Source organism: Pseudomonas sp. WMBT8, assembly GCF_050916005.1.
Taxonomy (GTDB): domain Bacteria; phylum Pseudomonadota; class Gammaproteobacteria; order Pseudomonadales; family Pseudomonadaceae; genus Aquipseudomonas.
Genome location: NZ_CP188096.1, coordinates 4,964,057 through 4,984,678, shown reverse-complemented (window position 1 = coordinate 4,984,678; position 20,622 = coordinate 4,964,057). Strand labels below are relative to the sequence as shown.

Here is a 20,622-nt window from a genome sequence, read left to right as displayed (position 1 = left end):
AGAGCAACTGGAGGTTTGAATGAAGGTATTGAAGTCTACCCTGGCCATCGTGACCGCGGCGACCGTCCTGGGCATCAGTGGCCTGGCCCAGGCCGGTGCCACCCTGGATGCGGTACAGAAGAAAGGTTTTGTGCAATGTGGCGTCAGTGATGGTTTACCGGGGTTCTCGGTGCCGGATGCCAGCGGCAAGATCCTCGGGATCGACGCTGACTACTGCCGCGCCGTGGCCGCTGCCGTGTTCGGTGACGCGACCAAGGTCAAGTTCAGCCAGTTGAATGCCAAGGAGCGTTTCACCGCGCTGCAGTCTGGCGAAGTCGACATCCTCTCGCGCAACACCACCATGACCAGCTCCCGTGATGCGGGCATGGGCCTGAAATTCCCAGGGTTCATCACCTACTACGACGGCATCGGCTTTTTGGTCAACAGCAAGCTGGGGGTAAAAAGTGCCAAGGAACTGGACGGTGCAACCATCTGCATCCAGGCCGGTACTACCACTGAGCTGAACGTTTCCGACTACTTCCGTGGCAATAACCTCAAGTACACCCCGATCACCTTCGATACCTCCGACGAAAGCGCCAAGTCCCTGGAGTCCGGGCGCTGCGACGTGCTGACCTCCGACAAGTCGCAACTGTTCGCCCAGCGCAGCAAGCTGGCCGCGCCGAAAGACTACGTGGTATTGCCGGAAACCATTTCCAAGGAGCCCCTGGGCCCGGTCGTGCGCAACGGCGACGACGAGTGGCTGGCCATCGTGCGTTGGGTAGGCTACGCCATGCTCAATGCTGAAGAAGCCGGCGTCACCTCGAAAAACGTCGAGGACCAAGCCAAGTCCACCAAGAACCCGGACGTTGCGCGTCTGCTGGGGGCTGACGGCGAATACGGCAAAGACCTGAAAGTGAAGAAGGACTGGGTGGTACAGATCGTCAAGCAGGTCGGCAACTACGGCGAAGTGTTCGAGCGCAACCTGGGCAAGAGCACCCCACTGGAAATCGACCGTGGCCTGAACGCGCTGTGGAACAACGGTGGCATTCAATACGCACCACCAGTGCGCTGATAGCTGATGGTTCTATCACCCGGTGGGCCAACCGCCGGGTGATGTTCTGTTCCATTATTCCTGGGGCACTTAATGCAAACTCAAATCGGCGCACCAAAACAGAAGCTCAGCTTCAGTGATCCAAAAGTGCGTGGGTGGCTGTTCCAGATCATCACCATCGTGGCGGTGGTCTCGTTGGGCTGGTACCTGTTTAACAACACGCAAACCAATCTTCAGCACCGGGGCATTACCTCCGGTTTCGACTTCCTGGAGCGCAGTGCCGGGTTTGGCATCGCTCAGCATTTGATCGACTACACCGAATCGGACAGTTATGCCCGGGTCTTTGTGATCGGCCTGCTCAACACCTTGCTGGTGACCGTGATCGGTGTGGTCCTGGCGACGCTGCTCGGGTTCGTCATTGGGGTGGCGCGGCTGTCACCGAACTGGATGATCAACAAACTGGCGACCGTGTATGTGGAAGTGTTCCGCAACATTCCGCCGTTGTTGCAGATCCTGTTCTGGTATTTCGCGGTGTTCCTGACCATGCCGTTGCCGCGCAACAGCCATAACCTGGGCGACACCTTCTTTATGAGCGCCCGGGGCCTGAATATGCCGGCGGCGCTGGCGGCCGACGGTTTTTGGCCGTTTGTGGCCAGTGTGGTGGTGGCCATCGTGGCAGTCGTGCTGATGGCGCGTTGGGCCAACAAGCGCTTTGAAGCCACCGGCGTACCGTTCCATAAATTCTGGGCGGGCCTGGCGCTGTTCATCGTGATTCCGACGTTGTGCACCTTGATCTTCGGTGTGCCGCTGCACTGGGAAATACCCAGGCTTGCGGGTTTCAACTTTGTCGGCGGCTGGGTATTGATCCCCGAACTGCTGGCGCTGACCTTGGCACTGACCGTCTACACCGCCGCGTTTATCGCCGAAATCGTGCGCTCGGGCATTGAGTCGGTGAGCCACGGCCAGACCGAAGCTGCGCGCTCCCTGGGCCTGCGCCCGGGGCCTACGCTGCGCAAGGTCATTATCCCGCAAGCCCTGCGGGTGATCATTCCGCCTTTGACCAGCCAATACCTGAACCTGGCGAAAAACTCATCCCTGGCCGCCGGCATCGGCTACCCGGAGATGGTGTCGCTGTTTGCCGGCACGGTGCTCAACCAGACCGGCCAGGCCATCGAGGTCATTGCCATCACCATGAGCGTGTACCTGGCGATCAGCATCAGCATTTCCCTGCTGATGAACTGGTACAACAAGCGCATTGCGCTGATCGAGCGGTGAGGAAACCAGCATGACTTCCCATACTTTCAAACCTGACATGCCACCACCGAACAAAGTGTTCGGGCCGATGGCATGGATGCGCGCCAACCTGTTCTCCAGTGGGTTCAACACCCTGCTGACGTTGCTGGCGATCTACCTGGTCTACTTGGTGGTGCCGCCGATCGTGCAGTGGGCGATCCTCGACGCGAACTGGGTCGGCACTACCCAGGCCGATTGCACCAAGGAGGGTGCTTGCTGGGTGTTTATCCAGCAGCGCTTCGGGCAATTCATGTACGGCTATTACCCCGGCGACCTGCGCTGGCGCGTGGACCTGACCGTGTGGTTGGCCATCGTCGGCGTGGCGCCGTTGTTCATCTCGCGTTTTAAACCCAAGGCGATCTACGGCCTGGGCTTTCTGGTGGTGTACCCGATCATCGCCTTCTTCCTGCTGCACGGCGGAATCCTTGGCCTGGCCAACGTCGCGACCAGCCAATGGGGCGGGCTGATGCTGACCCTGGTGATCGCCACCGTCGGTATCGCTGGCGCCTTGCCGCTGGGCATCGTGCTGGCGTTGGGGCGGCGCTCCAATATGCCGGCGATTCGCGTGATCTGTGTGACCTTTATCGAGTTCTGGCGCGGCGTGCCGTTGATCACGGTGCTGTTCATGGCGTCTGTGATGCTGCCGCTGTTCCTGCCAGAAGGCATGAACTTCGACAAGCTGCTGCGGGCGTTGATCGGCGTAATCCTGTTCCAGTCGGCCTACGTGGCGGAAGTGGTGCGCGGTGGCCTACAGGCGATTCCCAAGGGGCAATACGAAGCCGCCGCCGCGATGGGCCTGGGCTACTGGCGCAGCATGGGCCTGGTGATCCTGCCGCAAGCGTTGAAGCTGGTGATCCCCGGCATCGTCAACACTTTTATCGCGCTGTTCAAGGACACGAGCCTGGTGATCATCATCGGTCTGTTCGACCTGCTCAACAGCGTCAAGCAAGCCGCCTCCGACCCGAAATGGCTGGGCATGGCCACTGAGGGCTATGTGTTCGCGGCCCTGGTGTTCTGGATTTTCTGTTTTGGTATGTCGCGCTATTCCATTCATTTGGAACACAAGCTCGACACTGGCCACAAGCGTTAGGAGTTCTTTTGATGAGCGAAGCAATCAAACAGCCTGTGAGCCCTGAAGGCATTATCCAGATGCAGGGCGTCAACAAGTGGTACGGCCAGTTCCATGTGTTGAAAGACATCAACCTCAACGTCAAGCAGGGCGAGCGTATCGTGCTGTGCGGCCCGTCGGGCTCGGGCAAATCCACCACCATCCGCTGCCTCAACCGCCTGGAAGAACACCAGCAGGGGCGCATCGTGGTCGATGGCGTGGAGCTGACCAACGACCTCAAGCAGATCGAAAGCGTGCGCCGCGAAGTGGGCATGGTGTTCCAGCACTTCAACCTGTTCCCGCACCTGACCATCCTGCAGAACTGCACGCTGGCGCCGATGTGGGTGCGCAAGATGCCCAAGCGCAAGGCTGAGGAAATTGCCATGCACTACCTGGAGCGCGTGCGCATCCCGGAGCAGGCCCACAAATTTCCGGGGCAATTGTCCGGCGGCCAGCAACAGCGCGTTGCCATTGCCCGTGCCTTGTGCATGAAGCCGAAAATCATGCTGTTCGACGAGCCAACCTCGGCCCTCGACCCGGAGATGGTCAAGGAGGTGCTGGACACCATGATCGGCTTGGCTGAGGACGGCATGACCATGTTGTGCGTAACCCACGAAATGGGCTTTGCGCGCACCGTGGCCAACCGCGTGATCTTTATGGACAAAGGCGAGATCGTGGAGCAGGCGGCGCCCAATGACTTCTTCGACAACCCGCAGAATGAGCGGACCCAGTTGTTCTTGAGTCAGATTTTGCATTGATTGCGATGTGATGTTCAAAAGCAAACCCGGCCTGGCGCCGGGTTTGTTTTTGCGGGCTAGGAAGCTTTGAGTGTTTCTGCGTCGTTGTTTACGGCATACGTGAAGGCTGCGCGCAAATCAGCACCTTCGGCGAGGACTTTTGCCTCCGCCAGCAAGTGCGGGTGACGGTCCAACAACCGCATCAACAGCACCAAGGGTTTGGGCGCCATAAGCTCACCGCGCTCATACCGAGAGAACGCGTTGTGGCCGCCCCCGGACAACCATTGCACCGCTTCCTTTTGTGTAAGGTGAAGTTTTCGACGGATGCGTTTCATCTCGGTGCCGATCATTTTCCGAGCTGCCAGAACTAACTCGTCACCTGCTTCTCCATAGCGATCGGCACTATCGGCCTCGGGGTCCCAAAAGCCGTCGCCGCAGGCTTTGCATTCCCAGCCTGAAAGATTGTCGACCCGACGCTCCATGCCGTGGACACTGATGGTTTCGCTGCGGCCCTCGAAATAGCTCAAGGCATCAGGGGCGCCACAGATGTAGCACAGCTCGGTTTTTTTCATGGATTTTTCTCCTTGAAGGAGATTACCGGAGGCCTTCCGTCTGTGCGGTAAGTGACCTTGATGTAAATCTCCCGGTCTTTTGAGTGAGTGTGGTACACGTCCTGCCAGACTCGATGGTCTCCATAAGTGGTCATCGACTTGTACAACATCCAGTTTTCCAACGCATAGATCACTTCCTGCATTTCCTCGATGCTCAAGCGCAGGTTCCAGGCACATTGCTGTGCTGTCTTGGTAAATGCGTTCCTCCCAAGCCGCCTGACATCCGCCTTTATCACCGCCAAATCGTAATGAGGTGTGTACTTTTCCATAAGACACCTGCGTTCAATAATTACCCTCAGAGGGTAATTTTACTAATCGAAAATTCCGTTCTTTTGCCCGCCTGAAAACCCTAGTGCGTTGCTTCCGTAGGCAACTCCGAATAGGCTGTACGAAAATTCATCCTATGATTGGACGAAAGCACCAGGCCCATGCCAAACATCGCCCCGCTTATCAAACGCTCTCTGGTCGATCTGGCCCTCGATCAACTGCGCCAGCGCATCACCCAGGGCAAGTGGGCCATTGGTGAACGCCTGCCCACCGAGCCGGAGCTGTCTGCCGAGCTGGGCATCAGCCGCAACACCGTGCGCGAGGCGATGCGGGTGCTGGCGTTTTCCGGGTTGATCGAGATCCGCCAAGGGGACGGCAGCTACCTACGCTCGATGACCGACCCGCTGGGGGTGATGAATGCCATGTCCCATTGCACCCTGGTCCAGGCCCAGGAGACGCGGCAGATTCTCGAAGTCGAGGCCATTGGCCTGGCGGCCTTGCGCCGTACGCCGGAGGATTTGCTACAGCTGCGCCAGGCGCTGCAGGCCAGTGGCGAGCACTACCACGGCGACCTGGAGCACTACATCCAGTGCGACCTGGTGTTCCACAAGCGCCTGGTGGATGCGGCCCACAACCCGGCCCTGAGTGAGCTGTACCAGTACTTTTCGAGCATTGTCGGCGCCCAGTTGCGCCAAACCCTGAATATCAAGCCGCGCCGCCAGGCGGTATTCGACCTGCATGTCGAACTGCTCGAGGCCGTGGAACAGCAGGACCCGGAGCGTGCCAAGGCGCTGTCCCGGCAGTTGATCAATGAACCTTGAACCCGAGAACGCCATGCCCCGTGCAGATAACGCCCTTGAAGAATTGCTGATCGACGCCGAAGCCGATGATGCGGTGGTCCAGCACAGCCCGGTGCAGGTGCATCGCCCGTGGCTGTTGTTGCTGGGCCTGATCCTGGTGGCGTTGAACCTGCGTCCGGCGCTGTCGAGCATGGCGCCGTTGCTCAGCGAAGTGTCCAGCAGCCTGGGGCTGTCGGCGGCCCAGGCAGGGCTGCTGACTACCTTGCCGGTGCTGTGCCTGGGCCTGTTTGCGCCCATGGCGCCGATCCTGGCCCGCCGTTTTGGCGCCGAGCGGGTGGTGCTGGGGATTTTATTGACCCTGGCCGCCGGGATCATTCTGCGCAGCTCGTTCGGTGAGGTCGGGCTGTTCGCCGGCAGCCTGCTGGCCGGGGCCAGTATCGGCATCATCGGGGTGTTGTTGCCGGGTATCGTCAAGCGTGACTTTGCCAGGCAGGCCGGGGCCATGACCGGTGTCTACACCATGGCCCTGTGCCTGGGCGCGGCGTTGGCGGCCGGTGCCAGCGTGCCGTTGAGCCACTATTTCGCCGACAGCTGGAACATCGGCCTGGGCTTCTGGATGCTGCCGGCACTGGTGGCGGCGCTGTTCTGGTTGCCGCAAGTGGGGCACAAACACGGTGCGCACCAGGTGGCTTATCGGGTCAAGGGGCTGTTGCGTGATCCGCTGGCCTGGCAGGTGACCTTGTATATGGGCCTGCAATCCTCCCTGGCCTACATCGTGTTCGGCTGGTTGCCGTCGATCCTCATCGGCCGTGGCCTGAGTGCCACCGAAGCCGGGTTGGCCCTGTCCGGCTCGATCATCGTGCAGTTGGCCAGTTCCCTGGCGGCACCCTGGTTGGCCACCCGTGGCAAGGACCAGCGCCTGGCAATCGTGGTGGTCATGCTGCTGACGCTCGGCGGTTTGTTCGGGTGCCTGTACGCACCGCTGGACGGTTTGTGGGGCTGGGCGATCCTGCTGGGCCTGGGCCAGGGTGGCACGTTCAGCCTGGCGCTGACCCTGATCGTGCTGCGCTCGCGCGACTCCCACGTGGCCGCCAACCTGTCGAGCATGGCCCAGGGCATCGGCTACACCCTGGCTTCCCTCGGCCCGTTCGCGGTCGGCCTGGTACACGACTGGACCGGCGGCTGGACTGCCATCGGCTGGATTTTCGCGCTGATCGGCCTTGGCGCAATCGCCGCCGGGCTCGGCGCCGGGCGTGCGCTGTATGTGCAGGTCAGCAGCGAAAAACTCTAGAGGTACAGCACTTCCAGAGTCGCCGAGCCGTCGAGCGGGGTGTCGCGGCTCAGGTCCAGGTTCTGCCGGGCATTGATCACCGCTTCGACCTTGACCGTGCTGACCAGCTCCTGGATCGCCGACGGCCCGGCGGTGCTGCCCTAAATGTCGGTGAACCCCAAGTAGCTGTTGGCGCCGATATCGATGGGGTTGAGGTTGGCCGTGCGCCAGGCCAGGCCGCCTGTGGTGGACTCGGTGCCAAAGACCGTTGCGGTGCTGTCCACCAGGGTGTGGCGCGGGTCGAAACTCATGGAGTAGAGGCCGATGCGATTGCCGCTGTGGTCCAGCCCCAGCCCGTAGTAAATCTCGCTGTTGACCGTGGCTGTGCCATCGCGATTGTCGCGCATGCGCAAGGCAAAGCGACTCGGGGCGTTGCAGCCGATACTGACTTGCAGTTGCTTGATTGGCAGGCGCGTGCCGCGTTCGAGGTTCAGGTCCTGCTGGGAAATCTTGCCGTAGTCGATCAGCCCGCCACTGGACAGCAGTGGGGTGCAGGCGGTGGGCGTGATCCGGCCCGTGACGCTCAGGTCGACGGTCGAGGCTGCTGTCGCAGGGAGGGCGGCCCACAGCAGCAGGGAAGAAACAGCCAGGCTCAAGTTGTTCATAAGACAGGTTCCAGAGGTCAGAGGTAGATGATTTCGAGGGTGCCGGAGCCGTTGATATGCACCACGTTGCGCAGGTCCAGGGACTGGATCCGAGCCAGGTAGGCCTTGACGCGTACCGTGCCGGCCAGGTGCTGGATGGCAATCGGGCCCTGGGTGTTGCCGACGCTGTTGGTGAAGCCCATCAGGCTGTTGGCGGCGATTGGGATTTGCCGGGCACTGGAGCTGCTCCACGCCCGGCCATTGCTGGTGGAGTCGGTGCGATACAGCGTGCCGAAACTATCGGCGCTGAAGTCTGCGGGGTCGATGTTCAGGTAGTAGCGTCCGATCTTGTTCCGGCTGGCGTCCAGGTCCAGGCCGTAGGCGGTTTCATCGGTGCCGCCGGTAGCCGAGCCGAAGCGGTTGTCATGCATCAGCAAGGCAAAGCGTGCGGGCGCATCGCAGCTCACGGAAAACTGCAAGGTGCGGGTGGGCAGTGGGTTTTCTTGGGTGGCGCTCAGGTCCTTGGCCAGCAACGTGCCGTAGTCCACCAGGCCGCCATTGGACAGCAATGGGGTGCAGGCGGCTGGGGCGAAGTGGGCGTGCAGCGTCAGTTCCCGGTAGCGCCCGCTCTGGCGTGCGTCGAATGTCCCGGACACTTCCCAGGTGGTTGCCTCACGCACGTGGGTGGCGGCCACATCGGCCCAGGCGCTGAGGCTCAGTTGCAGGGAAAACTGCCGGCCCTGGACCACGCTGGCACCTTGTACCGGTGCGACGCCATGGCCTGGCCGCCAGCTCAATGCGCTAGCGACGCTGGCCGGTGGCTGGCCGGCGCCAGGCAACAACCCCAGCTCCACGGCCTGGCCATCCAGCACGCCATCGCTGACATGCAGGGCATAGGTGCCGTGCTCGGTAAATTGCAGGCGGTGTGCATTTGCAGCCAGGGCGCTATAGAACACGCTCATGTCCGACGGTTGCGGGCAATTGAGGTTCAGGCTCAAGCGGCGTTCGCCGAGCAGACGCTGGGGGGCACTGTCGTTTTGTGCAAGACGGCTCATCTGGCCGAAGTCCAGCAGCGACTCGCTGATATTCAACTGGCACTCGTCATTGGCCAGGGCGTTGCCGGCGAGGCCGACGCTCAGCACTGCAGCGGTCAGTCGCCGCAGGGCGCGCAGAAGGGGCATGGTGATCTTCCTCATAAGGGGTTGCAGCGCGCGGGCGCGGTTTCGAAATACACCTGGGGATCGCCCTTGGCCGGCAGTTCGAACTGCAGCCGGCAACGCGCCAGACCTGGCGCGCTGACCCACAATCCCGATGGCTCCAGCACGTTGGGCAGAAACACCTGGCCGCTGTCCTGGACCAGGGTCACGAACTCGCCGCTGGCGGTACTGACCGAGGCCCCGCGGGGCAACAGCACGCCCTGTTCGGTGCGTGCGGTGAGCAACACCCGGCGGGTCAACGTCACTGCGAATTCCACCCGATCCACCGCCCCGCGCCCGGCCGAGATCATCGTCAGGCCATTGTTGATATCGGCATTGCGCGGCAGCGAGCGGGTCTGCACTTCCACCGGGCTGCGGCCATAGGCGCTCACCTGGGGGACGACGGCCTGGCCTTGCCAGTCGGTCCATACCGGGCCGCTGGGGGTGCTCAGCTTGATCCCGCCCATGTCGCCCACCGCGACCACGGCAAAGGTGTCGCGCACCGGATAAGGGGAAAACGTCACGCCACCGTCGTGCACCACCACGCCGCCGCGGGCGCTGCCCTGGTAGCTTGAACGCTCGGCGTCGGAGCGGCTGTAACTGAAGTCCAGCTGGCTGTAGCGGGGCAGGGCGGAGACGCCGAGGGTGGTTTCCACTTGTTGGTCACGGGTGTCGTGTTCGGCGCTGACGCGATAACTCAGTTGATCGTCGATCTGTTCGTTCAGTCCCAGCCCCGTGCGATGTTCGCCGCCCGAATTGCGGACCCAGCCCCGCACCCGACGGTTCTCACCCAACGGCAGGCTGACATTCAGGTACACCGCGTTGTCCTGCTGCTGGTGGCCGCCCATCTGCCACTCGGCACTGGCCGACAACGACACGCTACCGACGCTGGTGCCCCAGGACGCCAGGCCGCGGCTGCTGCTGTCGCCATCAAAGCTGCTGGAGCGCGACACCCCGGCACTGAATGCCCCCAGCCACGGGTGGGACCAGCCCACCGTGGCGCTCTGTTGATCGCGATAACGGGAGCGGCGCTGCTGGGTGGATTGCGGTTCATAGGTGGCTTCTTCCAGTTCCCGGTAGCCCGGTGTGCGCCAGGAGTTGGCCACGCTGAAGGCCCATTGTTCATTCAGGCGCTGGGACCATGACAGGTCGGTCTGCACCCCCCGGACTTTGTCCGGGGCCTGGGTGTCGGCCACTTGGGTGGCCAATTGCACCTGGCTGTCGAGCCACGGCAGCCACCCCAGGCTCAGCCCCGCCGCCCGGTATTCGCTGGACGCCAGCACGCCACTGCCCAGGGACAGCTGCGGATGTACAGCGCCGGTCCAGCCCGCGCTGACCACCCACGGATCGTCGCCCTGGGCATCGCCGATATTGCGCACGCGGCCTGCCGCCACCGAGTACCCCGGCGCGGGCAACCCAAGGCCGAGCATGGCGGCGGGGACCGTAAAGCGGCGTTCGCCACCGCTGCTTTCCTTGACCGTGACTTCGACGTCCGAGCGTGAGTTCAGACGGCGCACATCGGTCAGGGAAAACGGCCCGGCTGGCACCACTGTGGAGTGAATCAACGCGCCGTTCTGCCGCACCTCGACCTGGGCCGGACTGTTGGCGATGCCTTCGATGGTTGCGCCCTGGCCTTGCTCCTGCAGGGCCTGTTCGGTGAGCACTTGCACCCCGGTGATCTGCGCGCCGGCCAGTACCGGGTTGTAGAGGTTGATCTGCCCCGTCTGCAGCACTGCCTGATGGTTGGCAAAGGTGCGTTGGGCGTAGGCTTCCAGGTGGGTGCTGCGCGACAGGCCATCCTGCCAGGTCTGTACCTGGCGGCTGCGCACGATCCAGTCACCGGCGTTGAAACCCACTTCGGTGTTGGCCGAGCCGAACCGGCTGTCGTCGTCACCGAAGCGGTTGTAGAACCCGGTGAGATCGTAATTGAGCAGGCCGGCAAATCCCCCGGTCCGATAGCCCGAGACGTCCTGTTGCAACGGCCGCAGCGCCTCGGTCGGCACCACCAGCGATACGCTGAGGTTGGCCGGATCGGGTTCTACCAGGCTTTGCGGATACTGCGCGAGCACATCGTGACAGGGGCCGCTGTCATCGGGCACCACCAGGTTGGCGGCGTCCAGCAAGGCCTGGTCAAAGCACAGGCGGCCCTGTGCATCGAAGCGCACTTCCAGGCGCCCGCGGTGCTGGCCATTGACCCGCAAGGTCACGGCGTGCTGGCCTGCGGTAAAACGCGGGGCGTCCAGTAGCAGGCTGGCCAACTGCGGGTCGATACCGCGCTGGTGCAGGGTGGTGGCGTCGAAGCCCGGCTGCTCCTGGGCCCAGCCCGTGGCGGGCAATAGGACTCCCGCCAGCAGCAGGGTGGGGAAGGTGAACCGTGTGGGCACGGCGTTGCCGGCACGGCAGCTCAATACTGTTTTCACGAAAGGCACTCGAGTGATGGGCGTCTGTGCGCCCTGGCGACGGTCTTCGAGCAGGCCCACTGTGGGCGCCGGCTGACCAGCGAAAGCCGTCGACGATTGCGCGGGGGGCCTGGTGCCTCGCGTTGCTCTCGGTTTTTTCGCCGGCAAGCCGGCGCCTACAGGGGGGCAGGACGCCTGGCTCTTGGTTTTTTCGTCAGGTGATAGGGGCTTCGTAGGCGGCCACGGCAAAGCCATAGACGGTGGCCGGTTGCAGCCGCACTTTGCTGGCAGGGCCGCCGGTGGCCGGCACACTCAGGGTTTCCCCCGGCAACACGTAGGTGCGTGGCAGCATGGCCTTGCCATCGCCGGGCAGCAGGCGCAGTTCCTGGGCCAGGCGCACTACATACGGGCTGTCGTTGCGCACCTGCAGGGTGTTGCCGTGCTGCGACCAGGTGAGGCCGGTCCAGGGCGTGCGATTGGGCGCCAGGCCTTTTGGATGAATGATCACCGGCAGGTTCTGGCGGACCGTCACCCCCACACGGGCATGCCCCGCTTCGGTGGCCGGGCGGCCCTGGGGCATACCTTCGAAGATCGCCCGCTTCAGCCGTTGGGTCAGCAGCGGTTGCGGGCTTTGCAGGATAAACCGCACCAGTTGCGATTTGCCCGCCTCCACCCGCGACAGCGGCGGCGTGACCACCAGCAGCGGTTCGCTGTCTTCGGGAATGTCTTGCAAGGTGACGTGCAGCAGGGCCAGTTGGCTGTCGGTGTTGGTGACCGAAACAGCGGCCTCACCTTCGGCTTCGTAGACGATGACCACGGAGGTATCCGGGACCATGCCGTCGGCCTGTGCAGGGGCGCCAAACAGCAGTGTCAGGGCCACGATGCAGGCCCTGGTGTTGAACAATGTCGTCGTCATGACGGGGTTTTCCATGGGGGCTGCGTGAAGAGGTCAGAGGTAGCGCAAGTCCAGCACGATGGAGCCATCGAGCGGCACTTCCTGATTGAGGGTCAGGTACTGGGCGAAGTTGATGGACGTGTCGATGCGCAACTGGGCGCTCAACTGGCCGATAAAGTCGGGTTGGCGGTCACCGGGCGGGGCAAAGCCGACATAGGATTTGGGGTAGGCATTGGGTTCCGGCGACCAGGTTTCACCGTTGTCGCTGGAGGCCAGGGTTTGCATGGGTTGCGCGTCACCCACCGGGTTGCGGTAAGACAGCGCCACCGATCCCAGGCGCTCGGCCGGGACGTGAATGTTGCGGCCCAGGCCGTAGAAAAAACCGGGCGCCAGTGAGGACTCGGCGCGGTTGTCCAGCCCCACCAGGGCAAACAGCATCGGCCTGTTGCACTGCACGTTGAGCTCCAGCAATTGGCTGGGCAGCACGGTGAACTCGTTGGAGATCAATGTATGGGCAGGAATCTTCCCGTGATCGACCGTGCCGTCGTCAGACAGCGTGACGTGGCAGGCATCCGGTGTCAGGCGGCCGGTCACTACAAGGTCGACAAAGGAAGCGGCTAAGGTCGCCGCAGTGGTCGTCAACAAAAGCAATACTGTCAGGAGGCGAGGGAGCGTGTTCATCAGTGGGCGCCACGGGTCGGGGTGAATGCGGGCGATACAAAAACAACGCCCATGCCGCAGAGGGGTTGCCAGGCATGGGCGCCCATGGCGTTACAGGTATTTCACTTCAAGGGTTGCCGAGCCGTCGAGGGTGACCTCGTTGCTCAGGTCCAGGCTATCGGTACGGGCGATGCTGGTGACGACCAGCAGCTCGGTGACCATTTCCTTGACGGAGGCGGGCTGGGTGGCGTCGTCCAGGGCGGCGACTGCCATGTACAAGCCCGCGTCCCAGAACTTCTCGCTGTACCAGGTGTTGCCGCCGTCCCCGGAAGCAATCGGTTGCATCGCCACGCCATCGGCCACGGGATTGCGCAAGGTCAGTTGATACCAGCCCAGCTTCTGGGTGCCGTTGATCAGGCCCAGGCCGTAGTCGGAGGCCACGGTGGAGGATCCGGCACGGTTATCGATGGAGTGCAGGGCAAACTGAATCGGCGCATCGCACAGCACAGCCAGGGTGATGACGTGGCTGCCGATATGCGTCGGGTTGTCGGGGCGCAAGTCCTTGGCGGAAATCTTGCCGTGGTCGATCACCCCGCCGCCGGACAGGTTGGGGGTGCAGGCGCTAGGCACAATCAAGCCCTTGACGGTGAGGTCGACGGTCGATGCGGCGTAGGTGGTGGCGCAACCGAGCAGCATCAGGCTGGTGGCGAGGGCGGTAAACAGCGGCTTCATGGGGACGAATTCCTTTCGATTAGGTTTATAGATAGGTGACTTGGACCGTGGCGTGCCCATCGACGGGGACTTCGTCGGTCAGGGTCAGGCCATCGGCGGGGGCGATGTGGGTGTACAGGCGGATCTGTGCGTCGAAGTCCCGTACCGCAATCGGCACCAGTTGGTTGCCCAGGGCGACGGCCGTCAGCATGTTGTGGGTGAGCAGGCTGGTGGGTAGCCAGGTCACGCCGCCATCCACGGAAGTGATGGTGCGCACCGCCACACCATCGGCCACGGGGGCATACAGATGGAACGCGGCACCGCCGAGTTTTTCCCCTTCTGCCGTCATGCCCAGGCCATGCCAGCTGGCATGGTTGGCCGAGGAACCGGCGCGGTTGTCGACCGTGGTCAGGGTGAAGAACGTCGGCGCCTCGCAGCGCACGCTCAACTGCATGGATTGGCTGGGCAGTGCGGTGTACTGCTCGGCCTGGAGATCCCTGGCGGCCATTTTTCCGTAGTCGACCATGCCACCGCCGGAGATCAGCGGCGCACAGGCGCTGGGGGTAATGGTGCCTTTGACGGCGAGGTCGGTGCTGCTGGCGGCCAGGGCCAGTGGCGAGGCGGCAAGCCACAACACGGCCAATGGAATAGCGGTGGAAAAATGCATGATTGGAACCTTCCGTGTGGACGGGGTTTTAGTTACAGGTACAGCACTTCCAGGGTCGCGGAGCCGTCGATGGGCGTCTCTTGACTGAAGTCGAACTGGTCGGCACGGGCGATGCTGGCGCCGACTTCCAGGTCCATCACCAGGCTCTTGACCGGCAGCAGGGTGGTGGCGTCGTCCAGGGCGCCGGCGCCCCATAGGGTCTGCAGTTCCCAGTTGCGCTCGTTGTACCAGGTGCGGCCACCGTCACCGGAGGCGATAGGTTGCACACTCACGCCGTCGGCGAGCATGTTCAGCGGGGTCAGGTAAAACCGGCCCAACCGCTTGTCGCCATTGACCAGGCCCAGGCCGAAGTCGCTGCCGCTGGTGGAGGTGCCACTGCGGTTGTCGATGGGGTTGAGGGCGAAGGGAATGGTTGCGTCGCAATCGATGGTCAATTGCAGCGTCACCCGGGGCAATGAGGTGGGATTGTTCTGGAGCAGGTCTTTGGCGGCTATTTTTCCGTGGTCCACCACGCCCCCGGCGGAGAGCGCGGGGGTACAGGCATTCGGGGTGATCAGGCCTTTGACGGCCAGGTCCACGCTGCTGGCGGCGAAGGCGGAGGTAGCGCTGGCGAGCAACAGGGCGGTGCCCACCAGGTTTAGCGACTTGTTCATTTCAGGTTGTTCCAGTGCAAGTTCGGCGATTGATGCGTGCAGCCGGCAGTGCCTGTCCCTTGGAGGGGGCGGGTTGCAAGGCGGCTTGGCGTATCTGTTTCGGGGTGGCCGCAGTGCGGCCTGCCCGTTCCCTCTGATTGGGGTGGAGCGCAATTTAGCGACGGGGGGGAGCGGGGGAAATACAACTATTACGACAATCACCGGGAGGCGGAAATCAGTTTTGTTTGTGTCGGAATAGGTTGCTGGATATGTAGGAAAGTTAGGTTTTTCGTAGTTGTTGCATCGTCATGCCGCCATCCATAAGGCTATTTTCAGGCGGCGATAGCAGTCATGAGGGTTTGGCTGTTGCGTCAGCGCCGTCGTGCGCTGCAGGACGGATCGTCACAATGAGGTGAACATGGAGACTGACGTATCGTTGAGCGCAGTGCTTTCCCGTGAATTGACACCCTCGAGCGCCCCCCCATTGCATTGGCAGCACCTGACCGTATTGGTGGTGGAGGACCACTCCACCTACCGCGCGCTGATGGGCTGGTTCCTGAAAAAACTGGGGCTGGGCCATCACTTGGTTGGCGACGGGCAACACGGCCTGGCTGCCCTGGCCGAACGTCCGTTCGATCTGGTGATCAGCGATTGCCAGATGCCACTGATGGACGGCTACACCATGAGCCGGGCGATCCGCCTGCGCGAACACGCCAACGCACAGCGGCGTGTACCGATCATTGCCTTGACCGGCAACCTGGTCCACGACGATCCCCAACGCTGTCGTGATGCCGGCATGGACGCCTGGTTGCTCAAGCCGCTGAGCCTCGAGCAACTGCATGGCGTGCTGGCGCTATGGCTACCCGGCCCGGCCACCATCGCCCCGAGTGCCATCGCGCCGGTGCCCTGGCCGACCCGTGCCGGCCTGATCGAGACCTTTGGCGATGCCCGCGTAGTGGACCAGATGCTCACCAGCCTGCTGTGCGAAGCCCGGGAAGACAGCGCCGCCCTGGCTCACGCGCGCCAAGCCCTGGATGCGCCGTTGACCGCCGAGCGCCTGCACCGCCTGGTGGGCAGCCTGGCGTTCCTCGGCGTCGCCGAACTGGAGCTGCGCGGGATGAGCCTGATCGAGCGCATCCACACCCATGGCATAGTGCTGAGCAAACAGCAGTTGGACGCCTTCCAGGAGGACTTGCGGGCGTACCTTCGTTACTTGGGGGCGTTGTGATCAGGGGGGCTTGTAGGTCATTGCCAATCTGTACTGCAGGTTATGTATGTAGGTAATTTCTGTTTACTTTGTAGGCTTTAAAAAAATCACTACAAAACACTGATCGCCACGCAAAAGCCTGGGGTATGGACGGTTGTTGAGGGCCGCCGGCGAGGGTATTTTGCGGGCTCAGTTGCCATCATCCGTGGGGATTTATGCTTCGCGTAATTATTGCTGACGATCATCCCATTGTGCGTATCGGGCAGAGAGTGGTGATCGAGGCGAACGGTCGGTGCAAAGTGGTGGGGGAGGCTGACGGGCCCGATGAGCTGCTGCGGTTACTGCAAACCACTGCGTGCGATGTGCTGGTGACCGACTTCGCCATGCCCGGCGGGCAGCAGGCCGATGGCTACGGCTTGCTCAGCCTGTTGCACCGCCAGTATCCACAGTTGCCGGTGATCCTGGTGACCATGTTTGCCAACGTCGCCACCCTACGGGCTTCTTTTGCCCATGGCGCCCAGGCCATTGTCGCCAAGAGTGCTTCGGCCAAGGAGTTGCCCCAGGCGATCAAGACGGTGAGCGCCGGCCAGACCTTTGTCAGTGAATGCCTGCGGGTGCAACTGGTGGAGGCGGGCACCGGCGATCAGTCGCAACAACCGCAATTGTCCGGCAAGGAACGGGAAGTGGTGCGCATGCTCGCCAGCGGCATGACGGTCAGCCAGATCGCTGCTCGGGTCAATCGCAGTATTTCCACCATCAGCAAACAGAAAAGCACGGCCATGAACCGCCTGTGTATTTCCACCGACGTGGATCTGTTCGCCTATGCCCGTAGCTGCGGCATGGTGCCTTAGGGGTTTACCCCTGGCATTCCCGGGATTGATGCCGATGGCGTTGCAGGCCATTGCACACTATCGTGACTGACTTCCCACCTTTGCCGGATGCAACCCATGAGCGACGCCCACAACGCCCTGATCAGCGAGTTCTACAGCGCCTTCCAGCGCCTGGATGCCGAGGCCATGAGTGCCTGCTACACCGAGGATGTGCGGTTCAGCGACCCGGCGTTCGGTGAACTGCGCGGGCGCGATGCCGGCGACATGTGGCGCATGCTCACCACCCGGGCCAAGGACTTTTCCCTGACCTTCGACCAAGTGCGCAGCGACGACACCCTCGGCAGCGCCCATTGGGTGGCGACGTATCTGTTCAGCCAGACCGGCAACACCGTGGTCAACGATATCCAGGCCCGTTTTGTGTTTCGCGACGGCAAGATCTGCGAGCACCACGACCACTTCGACCTGTGGCGTTGGTCGCGCCAGGCCCTGGGTGCGAAGGGCCTGCTGCTGGGCTGGACGCCGCTGGTGCGCAACGCGGTGCGCGCCCAGGCGTTGAAAGGGTTGAAGGCGTTCCAGGCCAGTCGTTGATAAGATTGGCGCTCTTTTCGTTTGCCAGAACCTTTTGTGAACAATCCACCTGAACCCATCGCGCCCAAGCCCTGGTTTGTCTACCTGGTGCGGGCGGCCAATGGCTCGCTCTATTGCGGGATCAGCAACGATCCGCTGCGCCGCTTTGCGATGCATCAGAGCGGCAAGGGCGCGCGGTTTTTCCTGTCCAGCCCGGCGGTCGCGCTGGTGTATACCGAGGCCTGCGCGAGCAAGGGCGAGGCGCTGCGCCAGGAACGCCTGATAAAAAAGCTCAAGAAAAGCGCCAAGGAGTGTCTGGCCCGGGCTTATCAATCTGACTGATCAGTTCCCATCAGGCCAATGGCTAGGCCGCAGGGTTTTTGCACGATAATCTGGCCGCTCCTTCATCTGGCGGAGTCCGGCATGTCTGAGTTGATCCTGCACCACTACCCCCAATCCCCTTTCGCGGAAAAAGCCCGCCTGCTCCTGGGCTACAAAGGACTGTCCTGGCATTCGGTGACCATTCCCCCGGTGATGCCCAAGCCCGACCTGACGGCCCTGACCGGCGGCTACCGTAAAACCCCGGTGCTGCAAGTGGGTGCAGATATTTACTGCGACACCGCGCTGATCGCACGCCGCCTGGAACAGGAAAAGGCCACGCCGCCGCTGTTTCCCGAAGGCCAGGAACTGGTCAGCCAGAGCTTTGCCGCCTGGGCCGATTCGGTGGTGTTTTCCCATGCCGTGGCCTTGGTGTTCCAGCCCGAATCCCTGGCCGTGAAATTTGCCAAGGTGCCGCCGCAGTTGCTGCAGGTGCTGGTGGCCGACCGCAGCAAGATGTTCGGCGACGGCAGCGCCAGCCGCGTGCAACTGGACGTGGCGCGGCACCAGTGGCCGGCAATCATTGCGCGCCTTGAGCAGCAATTGCAGCGCCAGTCGGGGGATTTCCTGTTTGGCGAGCCATCGATTGCCGACTTTGCCATGGCCCATCCGTTGTGGTTCCTCAAAGGCTCGTCGGTGACCTCGCCGCTGGTGGATAACTATCCGGCTGCCAGCGCCTGGCTGGCGCGGGTCCTGGGCTTTGGGCATGGCACTGCCAGCGAGATGAGTGCCGGGCAGGCCCTGGAAATCGCCCGCGATAGCGCTCCTGCAGCGTTGCCGGATGAAGTGTTTGCAGAGCCCAACGGGTTCAAGGTCGGCCAGCAAGTGACCATCGCCGCGACCGACTACGGCGTCGACCCGGTGGCGGGGGAGTTGATGTTTGCCGGCCGTGAAGAACTGATCCTGCGTCGCGAGGATGAGCGCGGCGGCACTGTGCATGTGCACTTTCCGCGCCTGGGCTTCTTAATCCGTTAATCAAACCGCTATAGGCGTGGGTTTGCTCTAATGCGCAGATCGCCTGTGGGAGCGGGCTTGCCCGCGATAGCGGTGGGTCAGTTAATGCAACTCTGACTGACACACCGCCATAGCGGGCAAGCCCGCTCCCACATTTGATCTGCGCTTAACTGATCGGCATTAGGGCTTGCTCGCGCCTACAGGTTCAGGGCGGACAGGATGGCATCCGGGTTGTAGTCGCGAATCTGCGTGCCATTCACGTCCACAAATGGAATCCCGCCGCCTCCCAGGGCCTCATAGGCCTTGCGGCCCTGGGTATCCTTTTCGATATCCACGCTCTTGTAGGGAATGCCTTTCTGATCGAGGAACCGCTGGGTCTGCTTGCAGTACCCGCACCACTCGGTGGTGTACAGCGTCACCCGGGCGGTGGCCCGCACCTGCTCCGGCACCACCTGCGAGGGGTTGAACAACCGCTCGATCTTGCCCCAGTTCTGGATCGCCACCACCACCAGCAGCACCAGCAGGACTTTCTTCAGGACCCCGCCGAGCATCAGTTACGGCGCTTGAGCTGGTCGGTCAGTTGGGTCGGCAAGCCCTTGATGATCAGGGTGCCGGCAGCTTCGTCATACTCGATCTTGTCGCCCAGCAGGTGCGCTTCAAAGCTGATGGACAAGCCTTCGGCGCGCCCGGTGAAGCGGCGGAACTGGTTGAGGGTGCGCTTATCGGCGGGGATTTCCGGTGACAGGCCGTAGTCCTTGTTGCGGATATGGTCGTAGAACGCCTTTGGCCGATCTTCATCGATCAAGCCCGACAGTTCTTCCAGGCCCATCGGCTCGCCGAGCTTGGCCTGGCTGCTGGCGTAGTCCACCAGGGTCTTGGTTTTCTCGCGGGCGGACTCGTCCGGCAGGTCTTCGCTCTCGACGAAGTCGCTGAAGGCCTTGAGCAGGGTGCGGGTCTCGCCCGGGCCGTCGACGCCTTCCTGGCAGCCGATAAAGTCGCGGAAGTACTCCGAGACCTTCTTGCCGTTCTTACCCTTGATAAACGAGATGTACTGCTTGGACTGCTTGTTGTTCTGCCATTCGGACACGTTGATCCGTGCCGCCAGGTGCAACTGGCCCAGGTCCAGGTGGCGCGAGGGCGTCACGTCCAGCTCGTCGGTCACCGCCACGCCTTCGCTGTGGTGCAGCAGGGCGATGGCCAGGTAGTCGGTCATGCCCTGTTGATAGTGGGCAAACAGCACGTGGCCGCCGACAGAGAGGTTGGATTCCTCCATCAGCTTCTGCAGGTGTTCCACGGCAATCCGGCTGAAGGCGGTGAAATCCTTGGCGCCGTCGAAATATTCCTTCAACCAGCCGCTGAACGGGTGCGCGCCGGACTCGGCATGGAACAAACCCCAGGCCTTGCCTTGCTTGGCGTTATAGCTCTCGTTGAGGTCGGCGAGCATGTTCTCGATGGCGGCGGACTCGGCCAGTTCGGAGTCACGGGCGTGGAGAACTGCGGGCGTGCCGTCGGGTTTTTTGTCGATCAGGTGGACGATGCAGTGACGGATCGGCATGGGCTTCTCGGCTGGTTGGGCGGGAGCGGTTGGCCTCCCGGAAAAAGTCGCCAGTGTACCGCACCCGTTGGTCGCGGCGTCGTTTGCAGCGGTTTTGGCAGGCCTCTGACGGCCCATATGCCTTTTTTTCACGGTTTAGAGCGATAAAGCTGACCAAATGGGTAGGTAGAAGCGGATATTTCCCCGTCTCTGTGCTAGTTTTGCCCCGTCT

Annotated in this window: 22 protein-coding genes and 1 pseudogene; 11 read left to right on the top strand and 12 right to left on the bottom strand. The window is 62.4% G+C overall.

Annotated features, from left to right (window positions below):
* Nucleotides 1–19: 19 nt before the first annotated feature.
* From ACO77H_RS22660 to ACO77H_RS22645, 4 genes are all read left to right on the top strand, one after another.
* Nucleotides 20–1,051 (top strand): amino acid ABC transporter substrate-binding protein, encoded by a 1,032-nt coding sequence (locus ACO77H_RS22660; RefSeq protein ID WP_169954533.1) that lies wholly within the window; start codon nt 20–22, stop codon nt 1,049–1,051.
* 72 nt (nt 1,052–1,123) lie between these two features.
* A complete protein-coding gene (locus tag ACO77H_RS22655) occupies nt 1,124–2,305 on the top strand; it encodes an amino acid ABC transporter permease (protein ID WP_432754588.1) in 1,182 nt (393 codons plus the stop codon).
* A gap of 10 nt (nt 2,306–2,315) precedes the next feature.
* The gene (locus ACO77H_RS22650; protein ID WP_432754587.1) at nt 2,316–3,413 is read left to right on the top strand and encodes an amino acid ABC transporter permease; all 1,098 of its coding nucleotides are present in this window, start codon (nt 2,316–2,318) and stop codon (nt 3,411–3,413) included.
* Nucleotides 3,414–3,424: 11 nt separating this feature from the next.
* A complete protein-coding gene (locus ACO77H_RS22645) occupies nt 3,425–4,189 on the top strand; it encodes an amino acid ABC transporter ATP-binding protein (RefSeq protein ID WP_169954530.1) in 765 nt (254 codons plus the stop codon).
* A gap of 56 nt (nt 4,190–4,245) precedes the next feature.
* Here ACO77H_RS22645 and ACO77H_RS22640 read toward each other — a convergent pair whose 3' ends face one another.
* Nucleotides 4,246–4,740, bottom strand: a complete 495-nt coding sequence (locus tag ACO77H_RS22640; RefSeq protein WP_432754586.1) for a type II toxin-antitoxin system MqsA family antitoxin — start codon at nt 4,738–4,740, stop codon at nt 4,246–4,248.
* Nucleotides 4,737–5,048, bottom strand: a complete 312-nt coding sequence (locus ACO77H_RS22635; protein WP_169954528.1) for a type II toxin-antitoxin system MqsR family toxin — start codon at nt 5,046–5,048, stop codon at nt 4,737–4,739. The genes ACO77H_RS22640 and ACO77H_RS22635 overlap by 4 nt, the downstream gene beginning before the upstream one ends.
* A 159-nt stretch (nt 5,049–5,207) precedes the next feature.
* Here ACO77H_RS22635 and ACO77H_RS22630 point away from each other — a divergent pair, with 159 nt between their 5' ends.
* A complete protein-coding gene (locus tag ACO77H_RS22630) occupies nt 5,208–5,867 on the top strand; it encodes a FadR/GntR family transcriptional regulator (RefSeq protein WP_432754585.1) in 660 nt (219 codons plus the stop codon).
* A complete protein-coding gene (locus ACO77H_RS22625; protein ID WP_169954526.1) occupies nt 5,857–7,137 on the top strand; it encodes a CynX/NimT family MFS transporter in 1,281 nt (426 codons plus the stop codon). Before ACO77H_RS22630 ends, ACO77H_RS22625 begins: the two co-directional genes overlap by 11 nt.
* Here the strand turns inward: ACO77H_RS22625 and ACO77H_RS22620 are convergent.
* The 8 genes and pseudogenes from ACO77H_RS22620 to ACO77H_RS22585 form a co-directional block, all read right to left on the bottom strand.
* Nucleotides 7,134–7,781: pseudogene (locus tag ACO77H_RS22620) on the bottom strand (DUF1120 domain-containing protein). The gene ACO77H_RS22625 and the pseudogene ACO77H_RS22620 overlap by 4 nt on opposite strands.
* A 17-nt stretch (nt 7,782–7,798) precedes the next feature.
* Nucleotides 7,799–8,941 carry a DUF1120 domain-containing protein gene (locus tag ACO77H_RS22615; protein ID WP_432754584.1) on the bottom strand — a complete coding sequence of 381 codons (1,143 nt, stop codon included), beginning with the start codon at nt 8,939–8,941 and terminating at the stop codon, nt 7,799–7,801.
* Between the two features lie 11 nt (nt 8,942–8,952).
* Nucleotides 8,953–11,376: a fimbria/pilus outer membrane usher protein gene (locus tag ACO77H_RS22610; RefSeq protein ID WP_432754583.1), complete on the bottom strand. Its 2,424-nt coding sequence runs from the start codon at nt 11,374–11,376 to the stop codon at nt 8,953–8,955.
* 193 nt (nt 11,377–11,569) lie between these two features.
* Nucleotides 11,570–12,271 (bottom strand): fimbria/pilus chaperone family protein, encoded by a 702-nt coding sequence (locus tag ACO77H_RS22605; protein ID WP_169954522.1) that lies wholly within the window; start codon nt 12,269–12,271, stop codon nt 11,570–11,572.
* A 33-nt stretch (nt 12,272–12,304) separates the two neighbouring features.
* Nucleotides 12,305–12,931 carry a DUF1120 domain-containing protein gene (locus ACO77H_RS22600; protein ID WP_170041794.1) on the bottom strand — a complete coding sequence of 209 codons (627 nt, stop codon included), beginning with the start codon at nt 12,929–12,931 and terminating at the stop codon, nt 12,305–12,307.
* A 90-nt stretch (nt 12,932–13,021) separates the two neighbouring features.
* Nucleotides 13,022–13,642, bottom strand: coding sequence for a DUF1120 domain-containing protein (locus ACO77H_RS22595; protein WP_169954520.1), 621 nt, complete (start codon nt 13,640–13,642; stop codon nt 13,022–13,024).
* Between the two features lie 25 nt (nt 13,643–13,667).
* Nucleotides 13,668–14,288: a DUF1120 domain-containing protein gene (locus ACO77H_RS22590; RefSeq protein WP_169954519.1), complete on the bottom strand. Its 621-nt coding sequence runs from the start codon at nt 14,286–14,288 to the stop codon at nt 13,668–13,670.
* 32 nt (nt 14,289–14,320) lie between these two features.
* Nucleotides 14,321–14,941: a DUF1120 domain-containing protein gene (locus tag ACO77H_RS22585; RefSeq protein ID WP_169954518.1), complete on the bottom strand. Its 621-nt coding sequence runs from the start codon at nt 14,939–14,941 to the stop codon at nt 14,321–14,323.
* A gap of 397 nt (nt 14,942–15,338) precedes the next feature.
* Here ACO77H_RS22585 and ACO77H_RS22580 point away from each other — a divergent pair, with 397 nt between their 5' ends.
* The 5 genes from ACO77H_RS22580 to ACO77H_RS22560 all read left to right on the top strand — a co-directional run bounded on the left by ACO77H_RS22580 (nt 15,339) and on the right by ACO77H_RS22560 (nt 18,877).
* On the top strand, nt 15,339–16,148 hold the full coding sequence (locus ACO77H_RS22580; RefSeq protein ID WP_432754582.1) for a response regulator: 810 nt from the start codon (nt 15,339–15,341) through the stop codon (nt 16,146–16,148).
* A gap of 194 nt (nt 16,149–16,342) precedes the next feature.
* Entirely contained in the window at nt 16,343–16,978 is a 636-nt protein-coding gene (locus ACO77H_RS22575) for a response regulator transcription factor (RefSeq protein WP_169954516.1), read from the top strand.
* Between the two features lie 96 nt (nt 16,979–17,074).
* Entirely contained in the window at nt 17,075–17,545 is a 471-nt protein-coding gene (locus tag ACO77H_RS22570) for a nuclear transport factor 2 family protein (protein ID WP_169954515.1), read from the top strand.
* 36 nt (nt 17,546–17,581) lie between these two features.
* Nucleotides 17,582–17,866: a GIY-YIG nuclease family protein gene (locus ACO77H_RS22565; protein ID WP_346266476.1), complete on the top strand. Its 285-nt coding sequence runs from the start codon at nt 17,582–17,584 to the stop codon at nt 17,864–17,866.
* 81 nt (nt 17,867–17,947) lie between these two features.
* The gene (locus tag ACO77H_RS22560; protein ID WP_432754581.1) at nt 17,948–18,877 is read left to right on the top strand and encodes a glutathione S-transferase family protein; all 930 of its coding nucleotides are present in this window, start codon (nt 17,948–17,950) and stop codon (nt 18,875–18,877) included.
* Between the two features lie 176 nt (nt 18,878–19,053).
* Here ACO77H_RS22560 and ACO77H_RS22555 read toward each other — a convergent pair whose 3' ends face one another.
* Together ACO77H_RS22555 and yejK are read right to left on the bottom strand one after the other, a co-directional pair.
* On the bottom strand, nt 19,054–19,407 hold the full coding sequence (locus tag ACO77H_RS22555; protein ID WP_169954512.1) for a glutaredoxin family protein: 354 nt from the start codon (nt 19,405–19,407) through the stop codon (nt 19,054–19,056).
* The gene (yejK, locus tag ACO77H_RS22550) at nt 19,407–20,411 is read right to left on the bottom strand and encodes a nucleoid-associated protein YejK (protein ID WP_169954511.1); all 1,005 of its coding nucleotides are present in this window, start codon (nt 20,409–20,411) and stop codon (nt 19,407–19,409) included. The genes ACO77H_RS22555 and yejK overlap by 1 nt, the downstream gene beginning before the upstream one ends.
* Between the last annotated feature and the right edge of the window lie 211 nt (nt 20,412–20,622).